Here is a 17,945-nt window from a genome sequence, read left to right as displayed (position 1 = left end):
GGCGATCCGCGGCTCGGGAGGTGCAGCTGCGCCCACGGGACGGACCGCCGTTCCCGTCCCGCTCCGGGGCACCTACCGTCGGCCCATGCCCGTTCCGACCTACACCCACGGCTACGGTGCCGCAGTCCTCGGCAGCCACCGCCAACGCACCGCCGAGAACTCCTCCGCCTACCTCCTGCCGCAGCTTCGCGCCGGGCAGCGGCTGCTCGATGTGGGCAGCGGGGCGGGGACGATCACTGCGGGCCTGGCCCGGCTCGTCGGCCCGGAGAACGTGGTCGCCCTCGAAGTGGACGAGCACGCCGCCGGCATCACGCGCGAGGAGCTCGCACGGCAGGAGCTGGACGCGGTGGAGGTGATGGTCGGGGATGCTCATGAGCTGCCGTTCGCCGACGGCGCCTTCGACGTCGTCCATGCCCACCAGGTCCTCCAGCATCTGCCCCGGCCGGTGGTCGCCCTCGCCGAGTTCCGCCGGATCACCGGCCCGGGCGGGGTCGTCGCGATCCGGGACAGCGACTACGACGGCTTCCGGTGGTTCCCCGAGGACCCGTTGCTGGAGAGATGGCGCAAGCTGTACGTGCGCGCTGCCCGCGCCAACGGGGGAACCCCCGATGCGGGTCGCCGGTTGCTCGCCTGGGCGCACGAAGCGGGCTTCGGGGACGTCACGCCGAGCTCGTCCACGGTGCTGTACGCGACCCCGCAGACCCGCGCGACCTGGTCCGAGACCTGGAGCGGCCGGATCACGACGCCGCCGCTGGCCGATCAGCTCCAGCGCCAGGGGTGGGCCGACATCGACGAGCTCGAGGAGATCGCCGCTGCGTTCGGTCGCTGGGCCGACCACCCCGACGGCTGGTTCGTGCTCCTGCACGGCGAGATCCTCGCCCGGCCCTGACGGGCCATGCCCTCGTGACGCCGAGTCGGGTGCATCGATGACAGCCGTCATGGGCGCTGCTCGCCGTGGCTTCCTACGGTCGTGGACAGGGAAGGAGCCGCACCGGGCGGTTCCGCGCAGCAAGTGGGAGAGCCAGCGATGCAGACGCCGTATGACCGCACCGATGCCCCGCACGACATCCCCGAGGACGACGAGGCCGGACTGCGTCGACAGGCCGCCCGGAACATCCACGCCCGCCGCGGGTTCGCGGTCCAGGTGGCCGTCTATCTGATGGTCAACGGGATCCTGTTCTGGTCCTGGGCCAGCTACGGCTACGGGTTCCCCTGGCCGCTGTTCGTGCTGGTGTTCTGGGGGATCGGCCTGTTCTGGCAGGCATGGGAACTGTTCGGCCCGGGCGAGAGCGAGGACCGGGTCCGCAAGGAGATGGACCGGCTGAGCGGCCGTCGCTGAGCCCGCGGGGCCTCGACGAGACGGGCGCGGGAGCGTATCGTTGAATACGCAACCACCCTCGACGTTGGAGACGACATGAGCCTCAGCACCATCGCCCTCCGCGCCATCCCCGGCGCGTTCATCCTCAACTCCGGAATCGGCAAGCTCGGCATGCCGGCCGAGATGGCCGAGGGCCTCCAGGGCATGGCCGCCAAGGGCGTCCCGCCGCTGGAGAAGCTCACGCCGGAGCAGTTCGCGAAGTTCCTCAGCTACGGCGAGATCGCCGTCGGCGCCTCGCTGCTGCTGCCCTTCGTGCCCAACCGGATCGCGGGCGCGGCCCTGGCCGCCTTCTCGGGAAGCCTGGTCTCGATGTACCTGCGCACCCCCGAGATGACCGAGTCCGACGGCGTGCGTCCCAGTCAGGACGGCACGGCCGTCGCGAAGGACACCTGGCTGCTCGCGATCGCCGGCGCTCTCCTGCTGGCGGAGAAGAAGCAGACCAAGCAGAAGAAGTCGCTGAAGGCCTGACCGGCTGAACGCCTTCCTCGCCGACGGTCGGGCCCGTCGTAGGCCGGGCCCACGCCCGCCGGCGGCGGAGGTCGTCAGTCCCGGGCCGTGGATGTCGAGCCCTCGCTCTCGGCCAGGCGTCGCTCGATGAACCGCTGCTCGGCGGCGTTGTCCACCTGCTCGAGCGCCCGGGCCCACGCTGCCGCGGCCTCCTCGCGCCGGCCCACCTCGTCGCGGAACAGGGCGACCGCGATGTGGAAGGGATGGTGGCGGGCGAGTTCGGGATCATCGGCCAGCCCCTCGAGCAGTGCCAGCCCTTCCTGAGGTCCTCGTGCCCTCCCCACGGCAATGGCCCGGTTCATCCGCACTACCGGGTCCTCGCCGCGTGCCAGCAGCAAGTCGTACAGCGAGAGGATCTGCGGCCAGTCGGTGTCCTCGTAGCGCGCGGCCTCCGCGTGCACGGCGGCGATCGCGGCCTGGATCGTGAAGCGTCCGGCATCCGGGCGGCCCGCCGCCCCCTCGGCCAGTGCCAGGCCCTCGGCGAGCAGATCGCGATCCCACCGCGAGCGGTCCTGGTCCTCGAGTGGGATCGGCACGCCGTCGGCGTCCTGGCGGGCTGGGGAGCGGGCATCGGCGAGCAGCAGCAGGCCCAGCAGCCCCTGTGGTTCCGCGGCCGAGGGGAGCAGGCCGTGCGTGATCCGCGCCAGACGGATCGCCTCGGCCGTGAGCTCCTGCCGGATCGGGGCGTCACCACTGGTTGCGGCATAGCCCTCGGTGAAGATCAGCGAGATCGCGGTCAGCACCAGAGGCAGCCGGCGCTCGCGGTCCGCGGGATCGGCCGGCACCGTCAACGGGATCCGGTTTGCCGCGATCCGCTTCTTGGCGCGGGTGATCCGCGCCTGCAGGGTCGCCACCGGTACCAGCAGGGCCTGCGCGATCTCCGCGGTGCTCAGCGAGCCCACGAAGCGCAGCATCAGGGTGATGCGGTCGGCCGGGGCGATGGCGGGGTGGCAGCAACCCATGAGCATGGCGAGGCGCTCGTCGGGCAGGTCCCCGTCGGCGAGGACGTCAGCATCGGCCGGAGGCGTGGCCGCGGCCTCTTCGGCCACGTGCAGCTCCGCGAGCCGGCGGGCGTAGGTGGCGTCACGTCGCACGCGGTCCAGGGCGACGCGCTTGGCGGCGGTGGTCAGCCAGGCCAGCGGCCGTTCGGGCACGCCCTGCCGAGGCCACGTGCGCAGGGCGGATTCCATCGCCTCCTGGGCGGCGTCCTCGGCGAGGTCGAGATCGCCGAAGCGGCGCACGAGGGTTGCCAGCAGGCGGCTGTGCTCCTCCCGGTGGACCCGGGTCAGCACGTCGTCGGCGGGCGGCTCCTCGTGCGCCGCGGCGATGGTCACCGCCCTCAGTACTCCGCGAGCGGGCGCACCTCGATGCGGCCGCCGATCGCCCCAGGGCACTTGGTGGCCCAGGTCAGAGCCTCGTCAAGGTTCGCGACATCCAGGACGATGGTGCCGCCGACGAACTCGCGGCTCTCGGCATAGGGACCGGCGGTGATCACCGGTTCGGCATCGCGATCGGCCTTGGAGACACTCGTGCCCTCGTCCGGATCGGTGAGGGCGAAGCCGCCGGCGAGCACGCCGGCCTCCTTCAGTTCCGCGTCGAAGGCCATGAACTCCTCGGGGTTCGGGCCCTCGTCGGTCTCGCCGCAGCGGTCATCGGCCATGTTTCCCATCAGCAGCAGTACGTACTTCATGCTCACTCCTCGGTGGTGCGGTGACCGAGCCGAGCGGCCCGGACACCACTATGACGAACGGGCGCCGAGCAGATCGACAGTTCTCCGGAATCGGATCGACGTCGCCGGGATCGCCCGCCCCGCCCCGTGCCGGGCACATCCCGCGCTGTCAGGCCACGCTGAGGCTGTCGATCATGGCCTGGAGGTCGGCGACCTGCTGCTCGTGCCCGGTGGCGGCACCGCCGTCGAACGCCGCGGGGCCCTCCGGCGTATCCACGACGATCACGGCGATCTCCCATGACTCCGTGGTGTCGAGCAGGCTGAGGTCCGAGAGCATGACCGTCGCGGTGACGATCCAGCCGTCGTGCCCGTCGACCGTGAGGGCCTCGTCGCGGTAGTTCTCCAGCTCAGGGTCCGGTCCGTAGATCTCCTGGGCCTGATCGCGCGAGATGCCGCACTGGAAGATGGCTCGCGCGGCGTCCTCGACGCCCGGGTAGCCGCCCTCGTCCTCGGGGTACTCCACGGCGCCCACGGCGGCGACGGAGTACCAACCGTCCTCGACCTCCTGCTCCGCGGCGGCGACATCAACCATGTACGAGGACTGCGAGCCCCAGTTGCTCCCGGTGCCCCAATCCGGCTGGACAGCGAACTCCAGACCGCCGCTGCGCACCGTGCCGTCGGACTGCTCGGCCTGCGAGTTGTTGTCCTCGTGGACCGTGCACTCGGTGGTGGGCTGCTCGGTGAACGTCGGCTCGGCGCCGCCGGCCTCGTCCGTCGCCTCCTCGGAGGGGACGTACTCCTTGGGCCGGGTCTCCTCGGGATCATCGGCAGCAGAGGTCTCCTCGGCGGCGGTCGGATCCTCGGCGTCAGTCGAGAACACGGTCTGTGAGAACACGAGTGCCACGATCGCGAGCACCACCACCAGAACACCGACGCCGCCGAGGGCGACGGCGATGATCGGGCCCCTGCCGCCGCCCCCGCCGGGAGTCCCGCCGTGCCCGGCACTGGGCCCGCTAGGCCACCGACCCCATCGGAGCCACCGGAGCCACCAGGCCCGCCACCGGTGCCCGGGGTTCCGGTTCCCGGGATCGATGCCCCGCCGCCCGCGCTGCCGCCGGCCCCGCCGCTGAAGTCGGGCAGCTGCGGCGGCTCGGACGTGCCTGGACGCTCGGACATTGCTGCTCCCCTCGAGCCCTGCTCCCCGGCGCGGACGATACGCGTGCCCGGCCGCGGCCCAGCCTAGCGGCGGGGTCGCGGCTCCCGTGCCCGTCTCGATACGCGAAATAATGCAAAGCATGAGTGGCGTAAATGGCAGAGGTAAGGCTAACCTCAGTGTGGCCGCGACGCGCTCCGCTCTCCCGGACCGGTCCCTTTCCCTCGACAGAAGGCAGCCCCATGACCTCCCACTCCCGTCTCTCCCGTCGCCACTTCAGCGCGCTCTCCACCGCCGGTGCTCTGGGCGTGGTCCTGACCGCCTGTGGCGGCAGCACCCAGGCCGCCGACGGCGGTGCGTCCGACGGGGGTGACAGCGGCGCGGCGGGCACCGTGGAGATCGAGGACAACAACGGCACCCAGACCGTCCAGACCCCGCCGGCCTCCGTCGTCGCGACGGACAACCGCACCTTCGAGACGCTCCAGGACTGGGATGTCACGCTCACTGCTGCTGCGCGCGCCCTGATGCCGACGACGATCTCCTACCGGGACGACGAGTCGATCATCGATCTCGGCAACCATCGCGAACCCGATCTCGAGGCGGTCGTCGCCGCCGAGCCGACCCTGATCATCAACGGTCAGCGCTTCGCGGACTACCACGAGGACTTCGCCCGCCTCGCCCCGGACGCGGCCATCCTCGAACTCGACCCCCGCGATGACCACCCCTTCGCGGACGAGCTCAAGCGCCAGGTCAGCGCCCTCGGGGCGGTGTTCTCCAAGGAGGCCGAGGCCGAGCAGCTCGGCGCCGACCTCGATGCCGCCATGGAGCGCGTCACCGCCGCCTACAACGGCTCCGACACCGTCATGGCCGTCAACGTCTCCGGCGGCGAGATCGGGTACATCGCCCCCGGAGCCGGCCGCACCCTGGGCTGGACGTTCGAGGCCTTCGGCTTCGTCCCCGCGCTCGAGGTGGAGGGCGCCAGCGACGACCATCAGGGCGACGACATCTCCGTCGAGGCCATCGCCGAGTCCAACCCGGACTGGATCCTGGTCATGGACCGCGACGCCGCGATCTCCGCCGACGACCCGGCCTACGAGCCGGCGGCCGAGATCCTCGAGGCCTCCGAGGCGCTCGCCGGGGTCACCGCCGTCGCCGAGGGCCGCCTCGTCTACATGCCCGCGGATACGTACACCAACGAATCGATCCAGACGTACACGGAGTACTTCGAGGCCCTGGCCGACGCGCTCGAGGGCGCGGCCTGAGCCCTGGCACGATGTCGTCCTCGTCCTCGCCTCGGCCCGCTGTGCCCCGGCCCGCTGCGCCCCGGCCCGCCTCCTCGCGAGCCCCCTCGACCCGGCTCGCCGCGTCTCGGCCGGCGTCCTCGCGGCCCGGCCCGGTGACAGGCGGCCCGGCGCCTGCCGACCCGGCGAGATCCCTCTCGCCGACGGTCGCGCCGGCGCCCGACGGGGTGCCCGAGCGAGCTCGCGGCCGCGAACCGCTGCTGGACGCGAAGCTCGTCGTCGCCCTCGCGGTGGTGGCCCTGCTGCTGGTCGCCTCGCTGCTGACCGGTGTCTACGACGTGGTGGGAGCCGAGGACGGCGGCGAGATGTTCGCGATCACCCGGATCCCGCGCACCATCGCGCTGGTCCTCGCCGGCGCCGCGATGGCCATGTCCGGGCTGATCATGCAGCTGATGACCCAGAACCGGTTCGTCGAGCCCTCGACCACCGGCACCACCGAATGGGCCGGCCTGGGGCTGATCCTGGTGATGGTGCTCGCACCGCAGGCCAGCCTCCTGACCCGGATGACGGTCGCGATCGCCTTCGCCTTCGTCGGCACCATGGTGTTCTTCGCCTTCCTGCGGAAGGTGACCCTGCGCAGCTCCCTGATCGTGCCGATCATCGGCATCATGCTCGGCGCCGTCGTCGGCTCCGTCTCGACCTTCGTCGCCCTCCAGTTCGACGCCCTGCAGAACCTCGGGGTGTGGTTCGCCGGCTCCTTCACCTCCGTGCTGCGCGGCCAGTACGAGGTGCTGTGGATCGTGGCGCTGGTCGGGGTGGCGGTGTTCCTGGTCGCCGACCGGCTCACCGTCGCCGGGTTGGGCGAGGACATCGCCACCAACGTCGGCGTGAACTACCAGCGGGTGCTGCTGATGGGCACCGGCCTGGTCGCCATCGCCACCGGCGTGGTCACCGTGGTGGTGGGGAACCTGCCCTTCCTCGGTCTCATCGTGCCCAACGTGGTCTCGATGATCCGGGGCGACGACCTGCGCAGCAACCTGCCGTGGGTGGCGCTGCTGGGCATCGCCGTGGTCACCGTCTGCGACCTCATCGGGCGCACGATCATCATGCCCTTCGAGGTGCCGGTCTCACTGATCCTGGGGATCGTTGGCGCCATCGTGTTCATCGCCCTCCTGCTGAGGCAGCGCCGCCATGGGTGAGCGCACGCTGACCGGCTCGGCACCCGCCGCGGGACCGGCACCCGCCGCTGGGGCGGCGACCGCCGCTGGGACCGCGACCGGCGCGGACCCCGGCCAGGCCGTCTCCACCTCCCCGGCCGACGCCGTCCTCGACGCGGCGGCCCCGCGCCCGCTGCCCCGGCCCCGCAGCAGCTCCGGCCCCTTCCCGGACGCCAGGTCCCGCAGGCACTACTGGATCGTGGTCGGCATGCTCGTGGTCCTCGCAGCCGCGTTCGGGCTCGGACTGCTGGCCATCGACAACCCGATGCCCGTCGGCACCCGGGGCTTCTGGCTGATCGCCGAGCTGCGCGCGACCTCCCTGGTGGTCATGGCGGTCGCCGCGTTCTGCCAGGCCACAGCTACCATCGCCTTCCAGACGGTGACGAACAACCGCATCATCACGCCCTCGATCATGGGCTTCGAGTCGCTGTACACCGTCATCCAGACCGCCGCCGTCTACCTGCTCGGCGTGGCCGGAGTGGTGGCGCTCCAGGGCACCGCGCAATTCCTCGCGCAGGTGGCGCTGATGGTGGGCCTCTCCGTGCTGCTGTACGGCTGGCTGCTGCGCGGGAAGTACGCGAACATGCAGGTGATGCTGCTGATCGGCATCATCATCGGGGGAGGGCTGGGGTCGGTCTCGACCTTCATGCAGCGCCTGCTGAGCCCCAGCGAGTTCGACGTGCTCAGCGCCCGCCTGTTCGGCTCGGTCACCAACGCGAGCGTCGAATACCTGCCCTACGCGATCCCGCTGTGCCTGGTCGCCGGGGTGCTGGTGTGGCTGAACGCCCGCCGCCTCAACGTCATCGCCCTGGGCCGGGACGTGTGCCTGAACGTCGGCGTGGACCACGGCCGCCAGACCATCTACACCCTGGTGCTGGTCTCGGTGCTGATGGCGGTCTCCACCGCCTTGATCGGCCCCATGACCTTCTTCGGCTTCCTGGTCGCGACGCTGACGTACCAGCTGACCGGCACCCACGACCATCGCCGGCTGCTGCCGGTCGGCGTGCTGGCCGGATTCGTCGTGCTCTCCGGGGCGTACTTCCTGATGAACCACGTCTTCTACGCGCAGGGAGTGGTCTCCATCATCATCGAACTCGTCGGCGGGTCCGTCTTCCTCGCCGTCATCCTGCGGAAGGGGCGCCTGTGATCACCATCGACGCGGTGCGGAAGCGATACACCTCGGGCTCGCGGACCATCGAGATCGGCCCGGTCAGCCTCGAGATCCCCGCCGGCGGGGTCACGGCGCTGGTGGGCCCGAACGGCGCGGGCAAGTCCACGCTGCTGACCATGGCCGGCCGACTGCTGGGGATCGACGAGGGCGCGATCGAAGTGGCCGGGTACGACGTCGGCTCCACCGCCTCGAAGGACCTCGCGAAGATCCTCTCCGTGCTGCGCCAGGAGAACCACTTCATCACCCGGCTCACCGTGCGCCAGTTGGTGGGGTTCGGCCGCTTCCCCTACTCCAAGGGGCGGCTGACCAGGCTGGATGAGCAGAAGATCAGCGAGGCCATCGACTTCCTGAACCTCGACGAGCTCGAGGACCGCTACCTCGACCAGCTCTCCGGCGGCCAGCGACAGCGTGCCTACGTCGCCATGGTCCTCGCCCAGGACACCGAGTACGTGCTGCTGGACGAACCGCTGAACAACCTCGACATGCGCCACAGCGTGCAGATGATGGGCCGGCTCCGGGACGCCGCCCGCGAGCTGGGCCGCACCGTCGTCGTGGTGCTGCACGACATCAACTTCGCCGCCCACTACGGCGACCACATCATCGCGATGAAGGACGGCGGTGTGGTCGAGGCCGGCCCGGTCGAGCAGATCATGGACGGGGAGGTGCTCACCCGGGTGTTCGACACCCCGGTCCAGGTCATCGAAGGGCCCAGCGGCCCGCTCGCCGTGTACTACTGAGAGCAGGCGGAAGGCTGCGCCGACGTTCCTGCGCTCGGGGCCGACGACGCCCGACCCTGCGTCGGCAGCGCGGGATCCGCGACCTCGTGGGAATTGGAGCGCCATACCAACGCGGTCACGGATCCTGCGGAGGAGTCGCGCCGGGCCGCGCCGGGCCGCGACGGGTCGCGTCGAGCCCGGGCTGCGTCGAGCCCGCGCCGTCCGTCGACCGGACCCGCGGTCAGTCCCGCTTCTGGGCGGGGTCGAACCCGGCGCGGCCGTCGGGGCGGTCCAGCTCGTCGATCGCGGCGATGTCGTCGGGGCTCAGCTGCAGCTGGACCGACTCCAGGTTCTCCACGATCCGAGAGGGCGTGGCCGACTTCGGGATCGCCACGATGTCGTGGGCGAGATGCCAGGCGAGGACCACCTGGGCCGGGGTGGCGCCGTGGGCAGCGGCGATGCCGGTGATGACGGGGTTCTCGAGGAGGTCGGACTTGCCCTGGCCGAGCGGCCCCCAGGACTGGGTGAGGATGCTGTGCTGGGCGTGGGCCTCGCGCAGCTCGCGCTGCTGGAAGTAGGGATGCAGCTCGATCTGGTGGATCACCGGGGTGACGCCGATGGCGGCGATGATCTCCTCGAGCTCGGCGAGCGGGAAGTTCGAGACACCGATCGAGCGGGTCAGGCCCCGCTTCTGCAACTCGACCAGCGCCTCCCACGCCTCGACGTACTGGCCCTGGGACGGGACCGCCCAGTGGATGAGGTAGAGGTCCATGTAGTCCAGGCCCAGCCGCTCCAGGGACGCCTCGCACGCGGCGATCGCGTCATCGTAGGCGTGCTCGTCGTTCCACAGCTTGGTGGTGACGAAGAGGTCCTCGCGGGGCACGTCGGCGGCGCGCACCGCGCGGCCCACGCCCTCCTCGTTGCCGTACAGCTTGGCGGTATCGATGTGACGGTAGCCGGCGTCGATGGCCTGCCCGGTCAGGTCGGCCGCGACCTCGTTGTCGACCTTGTACACGCCGTAGCCGAGCTGCGGGATCGGGTGGCCGTCATGAAAGGTCAGCGAAGGACTGGTGGACATGGTCTCCTCCTGGAGGGATCGGCGTCGCCGCCAGCCTACGATGGAGTCATGAGCTCGACGAGCCCGGGGCGGACCCGGTGACACCGGCACGCAGCTCACGTCTTGCACCGCTGGAGCGGCCCGTCCCCGACGGACCGCCCGCCTACGACCATGCCCGCGGGCACACCCCCGAGGGGCGGCGGCTGGACGTGTACGGACTGCTGGACACCCTGTTCATCGCCACCGGCGTGGTGGTCTCGGTGTGGCTGGCGCTGCTGTACCTGATCGAGGGCTTCTCGCTGACGCCCATCCGGCTGCTGTACCTGGCTGGATTCTGGATCCTGCTGACCTACATCACGCTGCCGCGCCTGCATCAGCTGATGACCTGGATCTATCTGCCGGACTACTTCTTCGGCCGCACCCGAACCACCGAGGGCGTGCTCTCGGACCCGATCAACCTCGCCTTCGACGGCCCCGAGCGCGATCTGCACGTGGCGATGCGCCGCGCGGGCTGGGTGCTCGCCGAGGAGCGCACCGTCTCCTCGGCCTGGTCGATGGTCCGCTCGACGCTGCTGCGCAGCTCGTACCCCTCGGCACCCGTCTCCGACCTGTACCTGATGGGCCGACGCCACGACTTCACCTACCAGCAGGAGGTCGGCGGGACCACCACCAAACGTCACCACGTGCGGTTCTGGCGGATGCCGCCGGACTTCGTGCTGCCCGGCGGCTACCGGGCGGACTGGCTCGCCGCCGGCACCTACGACCGCGCCGTCGGCTTCTCGTTCTTCACCCTCCAGGTCACCCACCGCATCGACGAGAACATCGACGTCGAGCGCGACTACCTGATCGACACCGTGCGCTACGCCGACCGGGAGATCCCCGTCGAGATGATCCACGAGTTCTCGACCGCGTACCACCACCGCAACGGCCAGGGCGACCGGTTCCGCACCGACGGCCACCTGCCGGTGATCGATGTGGCCGGCGCCGCCTCCCGGTCCGACGGGGCGACCGCGATGATGCTGCCCCGGCACCGGCCGACGGGGACCACCGTGATGAAGGCCCGCGCCCGCGCCGCGACCCAGTCCGCGCTGGCCGCGGCCCGCCTCACCAGCGGCGTCACCGGCCGCACCGATCTGGGCAACGAGATCTCTGCGCAGTGGCACGGGACGGTCGACGACTTCCACGAGGCCGTGGCCCGGGCGGCCGACCACCACCTGCCGCCGCCGACGGTCGCGTTCACCGGCGCCCTCGTGCTGCTGCAGGCGGGGCTCGTGGTCGCGCAATGGCTCACCCAGCTGCTGGGGACGAGCCCGCTGCCTCTGTTCGATGACGCGACGCTGCTGTTCCCCGGCCAGACCGGGTTGGGCGTGGCCTCCGGGTTCGCCCTGATGCTGGTGCTGCTGCTGATCGGGGTGCTGCGCCGCAGCCGCTGGGCCCGGATCGCCCTGATGGCCGTGTTCACGGCCGACGCGGTCGTGCGCCTGGCGTTGGCCACCTCCTCCGGCGGCGACGTGACCCACTCGCTGCTGGTCGGCGCCGGTGCCTCCGCCCTCGGCGTGCTCGCGATCAGCTCCGACGCCTCTCGCCAGTGGGTGCAGACGCTGCGCGTCTCCTCCCACGAGGACGAGGACGAGGGCGCGGACCAGGCCGCGGGCGAGGACGTGGACGTTGGCGAGAGCAGGTCCGAGGACCGGGGCCAGGCCGGCGAGGTGGACGGCCACGCCCCCGGCGGGACGGACGACGGGCTGCCGCAGGGGGACCTGGCGCAACCGGCGGAGCGGCCGACGCAGCGGCGCTGATGGCCGCAACAGCGTTCGACGCAGCGCTGAGAGGGCTGGCAGAGCCGGTCTGCTGAGGCCGGCGGAGACGCGTGTCCGCGGCCGGACCGGGCGCGGCGCAACACGTCGGTCTGTTTCCCGTCGGCCTCGGTGTGAGCACGGACACCACGGAGTAGAGTTCGCTGTCAGCCGTTCACGGTGTCCCTGAGCGCCGACGCTCATCGCGAGCCCGGCGCCACCTTGAGCGGCCCGCCCGAATCCCCGTTCCCCGGGAGGATCCTGATGAGCGAGCCCCACGAGCCTGCCCCGGCAGCGCCGGGCGACCCGGCACCGGCCGGCGGCGCCTCCGACCAGCCCGAGCTGAAGCAGGCCATCACCCCCAAGCTCCTGCTGCTGTTCATCGTCGGCGACATCCTGGGAACCGGCGTCTACGCCCTGACCGGCAAGGTCGCCGGGGAAGTGGGCGGCGCGGGCTGGCTGCCGATCATCATCGCCTTCGCCGTGGCCATGGTCTCGGCGCTGTCCTACGTCGAGATGGTCACCAAGTACCCGCAGGCCGCCGGTGCCGCGCTGTACGTCCACAAGGCGTTCGGCATCCACTTCCTGACCTTCATGGTCACCTTCGCGGTGCTCTCCTCCGGCATCACCTCGGCCTCGACCAGCTCGATCTTCCTCGCCGACAACGTGCTCAAGGCCTTCGGGCTGGACGAGACCCTCGGGGGCGCCGCGACCGGGACCGCGACGGCGATCGCGCTGGCGTTCATCGCCCTGGTCGCCCTGATCAATCTCTACGGCGTCTCGGAGTCGGTGAAGGCGAACGTCGCCCTGACCCTCATCGAGCTCTCTGGCCTCACCCTCGTCATCCTCGTCGGCTTCTTCGCGATCGCCGAGGGCAAGGCGGACTTCTCCCGCGTGATCCTGTTCGAGACCGCGAACGACAAGAGCCTGTTCATGGCCGTCATCGGCGCCACCGCCCTGGCGTTCTTCTCGATGGTCGGCTTCGAGGACTCGGTGAACATGGCCGAGGAGACGGTCAACCCGGTCAAGAACTTCCCGCGCGCACTGATCGGCGGCCTGTCCATCACCGGCGTGATCTACGTGCTGATCTCCGTGCTCGCCGTGGCCGTGGTCCCGATCGGTCAGCTCACGGAGGCGACCACACCGCTGCTGACCGTCGTCGAGGTCGGCGCCCCGGGCATCCCGATCGATACGATCTTCGCGTTCATCTCGATCTTCGCGGTGGCCAACACGGTGCTGATCAACATGATGATGGCCTCCCGCCTGCTGTACGGCATGGCCAAGCAGGAAGTGCTGCCCGGGTTCCTGCGAGGGGTGCTGCGCAGCCGACGCACCCCGTGGGCCGGGATCCTCTTCTCCACCGGCTTGGCCTTCGCGCTGGTGCTCACCGTGCGCTACGTCCTCGCCGAAGGCACCATCTCCGCTCTCGGCGGCACCACCGCGCTGCTGCTGCTGGCCGTGTTCGGCCTGGTCAACGTGGCGGTGCTGGTCCTGCGCCGGGAACCGGGCCGCGAGGGCCACTTCCGGACCCCGACGGTGCTGCCGGTGATCGGCGCGATCACCGCCTTCGCCCTGATCACGCCGCTGGCGCAGCCCGCGCAGAACTACATCATCGCCGGCGGTCTCCTCGCGATCGGCCTGGTGCTGTTCGCGATCACCTGGATCTACAACAGCGCCGTCCGATCCCGGCGCACCCGCATCCGCCACCCCGACGACCTCGGCTGAGCTCAGTTCCCGGCGGAACCCGGACCTCGCCCGAGTCGCCGCCCTCTTCGACCGTTCCCCCAGGGAGATGCCATGACCACCGTCCTGCTGGCCTATGTCCCCAGTGCGACCAGTGAGGCCGCGCTCGCCTTCGCCGTCGAGGAGGCGAGGCGGCGCGACGCCTCCCTCCTGGTGCTCGCCTCCGAGCGCGCGCCGGACCCGCGCAAGGCCCGCGGCGTCAGCGACCCCCGGCCGCTCGCGGAGCGCCTGGCCGAGACCGGCCTCGAGCACGAGCTGCGCACCGTCCCCAAGCGCGACGACCCGGCCGACGACATCCTCGACGCCATCGAGAACGACGCCGTCGACCTCGTCGTGATCGGCATCCGGCGCCGCACCCCGATCGGGAAGATCCTGCTGGGCTCGACCTCGCAGCGGGTCGCGATCGAATCGCCCGTGCCGGTGGTGCTGGTCAAGCCCGACACCTTCGTCAGCCCACCGAGGCCCTGACTCCTCAGCCCACCGAGACCCTGACCCCTCAGCCCACCCAGGCCCTGACTCCTCCGCCCCACCGCGACCCTGACCGGCACGGACTCCGTGCCGAGCCCGGGACGCCGCACTCGCGTCATACGAATTCCTCTCAGAGTTCACCCCGGTGTCGCCTCAGGGCGAGAACGGGATCACTTTGCTGGCGCATTGTCAGGTCGACTCCGCCCGTTATCGCGGCCGAGAGCACGATCAACAGCAAAGGATCTTCCGATGGCCCTGATCGACCTGCCTCTGATGATGAAGGACTCCGTGCGCGGCAAGCGCTCGGCGGTGACGTGTGCGCTGAAGTGCGGTAACCAGTGCGCCTACGGCCCCTGCAACCACAGCGACAACTCCACCTTCCGCGACATCGCCTCCGCCGCGCTCTCCCGCCGCACCATGCTCGGCGGCACCGGCGGCGCCATCGCGATCGCCCTGGCCGGCACCCAGGGCGCCGTCGCGGCCCCGGCCGGCTCCTCTCCGGCGGCCCCGACCGTCGGCCCCGCGCCCGCCCTCGCCCCCAACGGCACCTCGCTCGACTTCGACGCGATCGCTCCGGTGAACTTCGAGACCGACGAGTTCACCGTGCCCGAGGGCTTCGAGTGGCACCCCGTGATCCGCTGGGGCGACCCGCTGTTCGACGACGCCCCCGAGTTCGACTGGAACGCCCAGAGCGCCGAGGCCCAGCGGGTCCAGTTCGGCTACAACAACGACTACACCGAGATCCAGGAGATCCCGGACACCGACGGCAAGCGCGCCGTGATGTTCGTGAACCACGAGTACACGAACGAGAACATCATGTTCCCGGCCGACACGGACCAGGACGACATCATCGAGATCGGCATGGCCGCCCACGGGCTCACCGTCGTCGAGCTCGAGCGCGAGAACGCCATCTCGCCCTACAGCTATGTCCAGGGCGCGGAGCTGAACCGCCGCATCCATCTCGACGACGAGTTCGCCCTGACCGGCCCCGCCGCCGGCAGCGACCTGGTCACGACCGCTGACGACCCCAAGGGCAGGACCGTCCTGGGAACGCTCGGCAACTGCGCCGGCGGCCTGACCCCCTGGGGTACGCTGCTCTCCGGCGAGGAGAACTTCCACGGCTACTTCCGCGCTCCCGGCACCTCTGAGGCCGAGCAGCGCTACGGCCTGGCTGACCGCGAGACCTCCCGCCTGTGGGAGCAGAAGTACGACCGCTTCGACGCCCGCAACGAGGGCTACGAGAACGAGCCCAACCGCTTCGGCTGGATCGTCGAGGTCGACCCGTTCGACCCCGAGTCCACCCCTCGCAAGCACACCGCGATGGGCCGCTTCAAGCACGAGGGCGCCAACGTGATCATCGGCGAGGACGACCGCGTCGTCGCGTACATGGGCGACGACGAGGTCTTCGACTACCTCTACAAGTTCGTCTCCAAGAAGAAGTACGTCGAGGGCGACCGCGACCACAACATGAAGCTGCTGGAGGAGGGCGACCTCTTCGTCGCCAAGTTCACCGGCAACTCCGCCGACGAGATCGACGGCTCCGGCGAGGTTCCCTCCGACGGCGCCTTCGACGGCACCGGCGAGTGGCTGCCGCTCGTGCTCAAGGGCAAGTCCCAGGTCGAGGGCTTCACCGTCGAGGAGGTCCTGGTCAACACCCGCCTCGCGGCCGACACCGTGGGCCCGACCAAGATGGACCGCTGCGAGGACGTCGAGCCCTCCCTGGCCTCCCGCCGCGTGTACGTCGCCTGCACCAACAACTCCGGCCGCGGCGTCGACGGCAACGCGCCGGCCGACGAGATGAACCCTCGCACGGAGAACCGCGACGGCCACATCGTGGAGATCGACGAGCAGGGCGACCAGTCCTCGACGACGTTCTCCTGGAACCTGCTGATGGTGTGCGGCGACCCCGAGCAGGGCGATCAGACCTACTTCTCCGGATTCCCGCAGGACAAGGTCTCCCCGATCTCCTGCCCGGACAACCTCGCCTTCGACTCGGTGGGCAACCTCTGGATCTCCACCGACGGCGCCCCCTCGGGCATCGGCTACAACGACGGCCTGTTCCGCGTGACCCTGGACGGCGACAGCCGCGGCCGCGTCGAGCAGTTCCTCTCGGTCCCGATCGACGCCGAGACCTGCGGCCCGATCATCCGCGACCAGGACCAGACCGCCTTCGTCTCGGTCCAGCACCCCGGTGAGGACGGCGAGTGGGGCGACCAGCGCTCCTACTTCCCCGATTTCGACGGCGTCGGCCCCAAGCCCGCCGTGATCCAGGTGCTGCCGATCGCCGAGGAGCACCCCTTCTCCGACATGGGCCCTGAGGACGAGCACTACGAGTCGGTCATCTGGGCGTACGAGAACGGCATCGCCAAGGGCTACAAGGACGGCACCTTCCGTCCCGTCCAGCCCGTCAACCGTGACGCGATGGCCGCGTTCCTGCACCGCCTGGCCGGTTCGCCGGAGGTCACGCCCCCGCGCAGCGAGCCGTTCCGCGACGTCGAGCGCGGTCAGGAGCACTACGACGCGATCATCTGGGCGTACCAGCAGGGCATCACGACCGGCTGGAGCGACCGCACCTTCCGGCCCACCCAGCCCATCGCGCGCGATGCGATGGCGGCGTTCATGTACCGCTACGCCGGCTCGCCCGCCTTCGACGAGCCCACCGAGCGTCCCTTCGAGGACGTGCCCACGCACATCATGTACGCCAAGGAGATCGCCTGGCTCGAGGACCAGGGCATCTCCAAGGGCTGGAGCGATGGCACCTACCGTCCGCTGAACCCGATGAACCGTGACGCCACCGCGGCGTTCCTGCACCGCGCCCGCACGGAGCAGAACATCACGTTCATGGGCGGCTGATCGCCGGTCTCCTGCATCGGGTGGCCGACCCTCCGGTCCCGACGACGCGACGGCCCCGCAGCCACACAGCCCCGCAGCCACACGGCCCCGCAGCCACACGGCTGCGGGGCCGTCCGTCGTGGCCGTCCGAGGTGCGCATGACCGCTGCGCTGGGATCGGCTCCGCCACTGCGGGGTCGGCTCCGCGGGGCCGGCCGATGCCTCGGCCTCAGCCCGGAGCACCCCTCGAGCGCGTGATTCCGGCCACGGAAACGGGGCGTGAGGCGTGCGAACGAGGCTTATTTATCTCGCGTGCGCGCGCGGGCCCGTCGGAGTGCCCGGTGGGCGTCCGGAACTTTGGCCGCCGCCTGCAGATCGGTAGGATCACGGCCATGCCCCGCCCCGCCACGTCCGACCGCTCCCGGCCGGGGTGCTGACGGTGTCGGTGCTCTGGACGCTCCTGATCCTGCTCGCCACGGCCGCGCTCACGCCGCTGCTGGACCGGGTGCTCGGCCGCGCCGCCTGCTGGGTGCTCGCCGGGCTGTACCTCGTGGCCACCGCGACCCTGATCCCGGCCGCCTCGGCGGTCCTCGCCGGCGCCGGCGACGATCCCGCTGCTGTGTTCACGATGCCGTGGGCTCCGCAGTGGGACATCGATCTCGCCCTGCGCGCGGACGGCGTCGGCATCGTCTTCGCCATGATCGCCCTGGTCATCGGCGCGATCGTGCTCGCCTACTCGGCGCGATACTTCGAGCCCGGGCGCCACCTCAGCTTCTCCCTGGTGATGGTGCTGTTCACCCTGTCGATGGTGGGCCTCGTGCTCGCCGACGACCTGGTGCTGCTGTTCATCACCTGGGAGCTCACCTCGATCGCCTCCTTCCTGCTGATCGCCCGCTCGGGCAGCGCCGGTCAGGCCGCCTCGATGCGCACGCTGCTGATCACCTTCCTCGGCGGCCTGAGCCTGCTGACGGCCGTGTCGCTGATGGTGGTGCGGCTGG

16 protein-coding genes are annotated in these 17,945 nt (G+C 70.6%); 12 read left to right on the top strand and 4 right to left on the bottom strand.

Going from position 1 to position 17,945, the window contains the following annotated elements; translation table 11 throughout:
• Positions 1 to 85: 85 nt before the first annotated feature.
• The 3 genes from AC5020_RS13825 (at position 86) to AC5020_RS13815 (ending at position 1,846) form a co-directional block, all read left to right on the top strand.
• Positions 86 to 889, top strand: a complete 804-nt coding sequence (locus tag AC5020_RS13825; RefSeq protein ID WP_464988688.1) for a methyltransferase domain-containing protein — start codon at positions 86 to 88, stop codon at positions 887 to 889.
• 138 nt (positions 890 to 1,027) lie between these two features.
• A complete protein-coding gene (locus AC5020_RS13820; RefSeq protein WP_377020134.1) occupies positions 1,028 to 1,339 on the top strand; it encodes a 2TM domain-containing protein in 312 nt (103 codons plus the stop codon).
• Positions 1,340 to 1,414: 75 nt separating this feature from the next.
• Complete coding sequence (locus AC5020_RS13815; RefSeq protein ID WP_377020135.1) at positions 1,415 to 1,846, top strand: hypothetical protein; 432 nt, start codon at positions 1,415 to 1,417, stop codon at positions 1,844 to 1,846.
• Positions 1,847 to 1,920: 74 nt separating this feature from the next.
• Here the strand turns inward: AC5020_RS13815 and AC5020_RS13810 are convergent, their stop codons facing one another.
• From AC5020_RS13810 to AC5020_RS13800, 3 genes are all read right to left on the bottom strand, one after another.
• Positions 1,921 to 3,219, bottom strand: a complete 1,299-nt coding sequence (locus AC5020_RS13810; protein WP_464988687.1) for an RNA polymerase sigma factor — start codon at positions 3,217 to 3,219, stop codon at positions 1,921 to 1,923.
• A 5-nt stretch (positions 3,220 to 3,224) separates the two neighbouring features.
• Entirely contained in the window at positions 3,225 to 3,575 is a 351-nt protein-coding gene (locus AC5020_RS13805) for a YciI family protein (RefSeq protein WP_377793517.1), read from the bottom strand.
• A 148-nt stretch (positions 3,576 to 3,723) separates the two neighbouring features.
• Positions 3,724 to 4,449 carry a hypothetical protein gene (locus tag AC5020_RS13800; RefSeq protein WP_464988686.1) on the bottom strand — a complete coding sequence of 242 codons (726 nt, stop codon included), beginning with the start codon at positions 4,447 to 4,449 and terminating at the stop codon, positions 3,724 to 3,726.
• A 500-nt stretch (positions 4,450 to 4,949) separates the two neighbouring features.
• Between AC5020_RS13800 and AC5020_RS13795 the strand changes: the two genes are divergently transcribed.
• The 4 genes from AC5020_RS13795 (at position 4,950) to AC5020_RS13780 (ending at position 9,073) form a co-directional block, all read left to right on the top strand.
• Positions 4,950 to 5,969: a siderophore ABC transporter substrate-binding protein gene (locus tag AC5020_RS13795; protein WP_464988685.1), complete on the top strand. Its 1,020-nt coding sequence runs from the start codon at positions 4,950 to 4,952 to the stop codon at positions 5,967 to 5,969.
• A 206-nt stretch (positions 5,970 to 6,175) separates the two neighbouring features.
• A complete protein-coding gene (locus AC5020_RS13790) occupies positions 6,176 to 7,147 on the top strand; it encodes an ABC transporter permease (RefSeq protein WP_464988684.1) in 972 nt (323 codons plus the stop codon).
• The gene (locus AC5020_RS13785) at positions 7,140 to 8,312 is read left to right on the top strand and encodes an iron chelate uptake ABC transporter family permease subunit (protein WP_464988683.1); all 1,173 of its coding nucleotides are present in this window, start codon (positions 7,140 to 7,142) and stop codon (positions 8,310 to 8,312) included. The genes AC5020_RS13790 and AC5020_RS13785 overlap by 8 nt, the downstream gene beginning before the upstream one ends.
• On the top strand, positions 8,309 to 9,073 hold the full coding sequence (locus AC5020_RS13780; RefSeq protein WP_464988682.1) for an iron ABC transporter ATP-binding protein: 765 nt from the start codon (positions 8,309 to 8,311) through the stop codon (positions 9,071 to 9,073). Before AC5020_RS13785 ends, AC5020_RS13780 begins: the two co-directional genes overlap by 4 nt.
• Before the next feature lie 220 nt (positions 9,074 to 9,293).
• On the opposite strand, the gene AC5020_RS13775 is transcribed toward AC5020_RS13780, so the two are convergent.
• Complete coding sequence (locus AC5020_RS13775; RefSeq protein WP_464988681.1) at positions 9,294 to 10,130, bottom strand: aldo/keto reductase; 837 nt, start codon at positions 10,128 to 10,130, stop codon at positions 9,294 to 9,296.
• A gap of 77 nt (positions 10,131 to 10,207) precedes the next feature.
• Here AC5020_RS13775 and AC5020_RS13770 point away from each other — a divergent pair, with 77 nt between their 5' ends.
• From AC5020_RS13770 to AC5020_RS13750, 5 genes are all read left to right on the top strand, one after another.
• The gene (locus AC5020_RS13770) at positions 10,208 to 11,908 is read left to right on the top strand and encodes an LssY C-terminal domain-containing protein (RefSeq protein ID WP_464988680.1); all 1,701 of its coding nucleotides are present in this window, start codon (positions 10,208 to 10,210) and stop codon (positions 11,906 to 11,908) included.
• 261 nt (positions 11,909 to 12,169) lie between these two features.
• Positions 12,170 to 13,630 (top strand): APC family permease, encoded by a 1,461-nt coding sequence (locus AC5020_RS13765; protein ID WP_377793525.1) that lies wholly within the window; start codon positions 12,170 to 12,172, stop codon positions 13,628 to 13,630.
• Between the two features lie 72 nt (positions 13,631 to 13,702).
• Positions 13,703 to 14,116 (top strand): universal stress protein, encoded by a 414-nt coding sequence (locus tag AC5020_RS13760; RefSeq protein ID WP_377020146.1) that lies wholly within the window; start codon positions 13,703 to 13,705, stop codon positions 14,114 to 14,116.
• A 249-nt stretch (positions 14,117 to 14,365) separates the two neighbouring features.
• Positions 14,366 to 16,969, top strand: coding sequence for an alkaline phosphatase PhoX (locus AC5020_RS13755; RefSeq protein ID WP_377020147.1), 2,604 nt, complete (start codon positions 14,366 to 14,368; stop codon positions 16,967 to 16,969).
• A 423-nt stretch (positions 16,970 to 17,392) separates the two neighbouring features.
• The coding region (locus AC5020_RS13750; RefSeq protein ID WP_464988679.1) for a proton-conducting transporter transmembrane domain-containing protein at positions 17,393 to 17,945 on the top strand (553 nt) is incomplete at its 3' end.

This window comes from Brachybacterium sp. SYSU DS0246 (genome assembly GCF_059391765.1).
Note: the sequence above shows the minus strand (reverse complement) of the source record. Positions and strands in the feature narration are given on the sequence as shown.

Coding starts and splice junctions, on each gene's coding strand:
- AC5020_RS13795 (WP_464988685.1), top strand. CDS start 4,950: ATGACCTCCCACTCCCGTCTCTCCCGTCGCCACTTCAGCGCGCTCTCC.
- AC5020_RS13805 (WP_377793517.1), bottom strand. CDS start 3,575: ATGAAGTACGTACTGCTGCTGATGGGAAACATGGCCGATGACCGCTGC.
- AC5020_RS13785 (WP_464988683.1), top strand. CDS start 7,140: ATGGGTGAGCGCACGCTGACCGGCTCGGCACCCGCCGCGGGACCGGCA.
- AC5020_RS13760 (WP_377020146.1), top strand. CDS start 13,703: ATGACCACCGTCCTGCTGGCCTATGTCCCCAGTGCGACCAGTGAGGCC.
- AC5020_RS13765 (WP_377793525.1), top strand. CDS start 12,170: ATGAGCGAGCCCCACGAGCCTGCCCCGGCAGCGCCGGGCGACCCGGCA.
- AC5020_RS13775 (WP_464988681.1), bottom strand. CDS start 10,130: ATGTCCACCAGTCCTTCGCTGACCTTTCATGACGGCCACCCGATCCCG.
- AC5020_RS13815 (WP_377020135.1), top strand. CDS start 1,415: ATGAGCCTCAGCACCATCGCCCTCCGCGCCATCCCCGGCGCGTTCATC.
- AC5020_RS13825 (WP_464988688.1), top strand. CDS start 86: ATGCCCGTTCCGACCTACACCCACGGCTACGGTGCCGCAGTCCTCGGC.
- AC5020_RS13755 (WP_377020147.1), top strand. CDS start 14,366: ATGGCCCTGATCGACCTGCCTCTGATGATGAAGGACTCCGTGCGCGGC.
- AC5020_RS13820 (WP_377020134.1), top strand. CDS start 1,028: ATGCAGACGCCGTATGACCGCACCGATGCCCCGCACGACATCCCCGAG.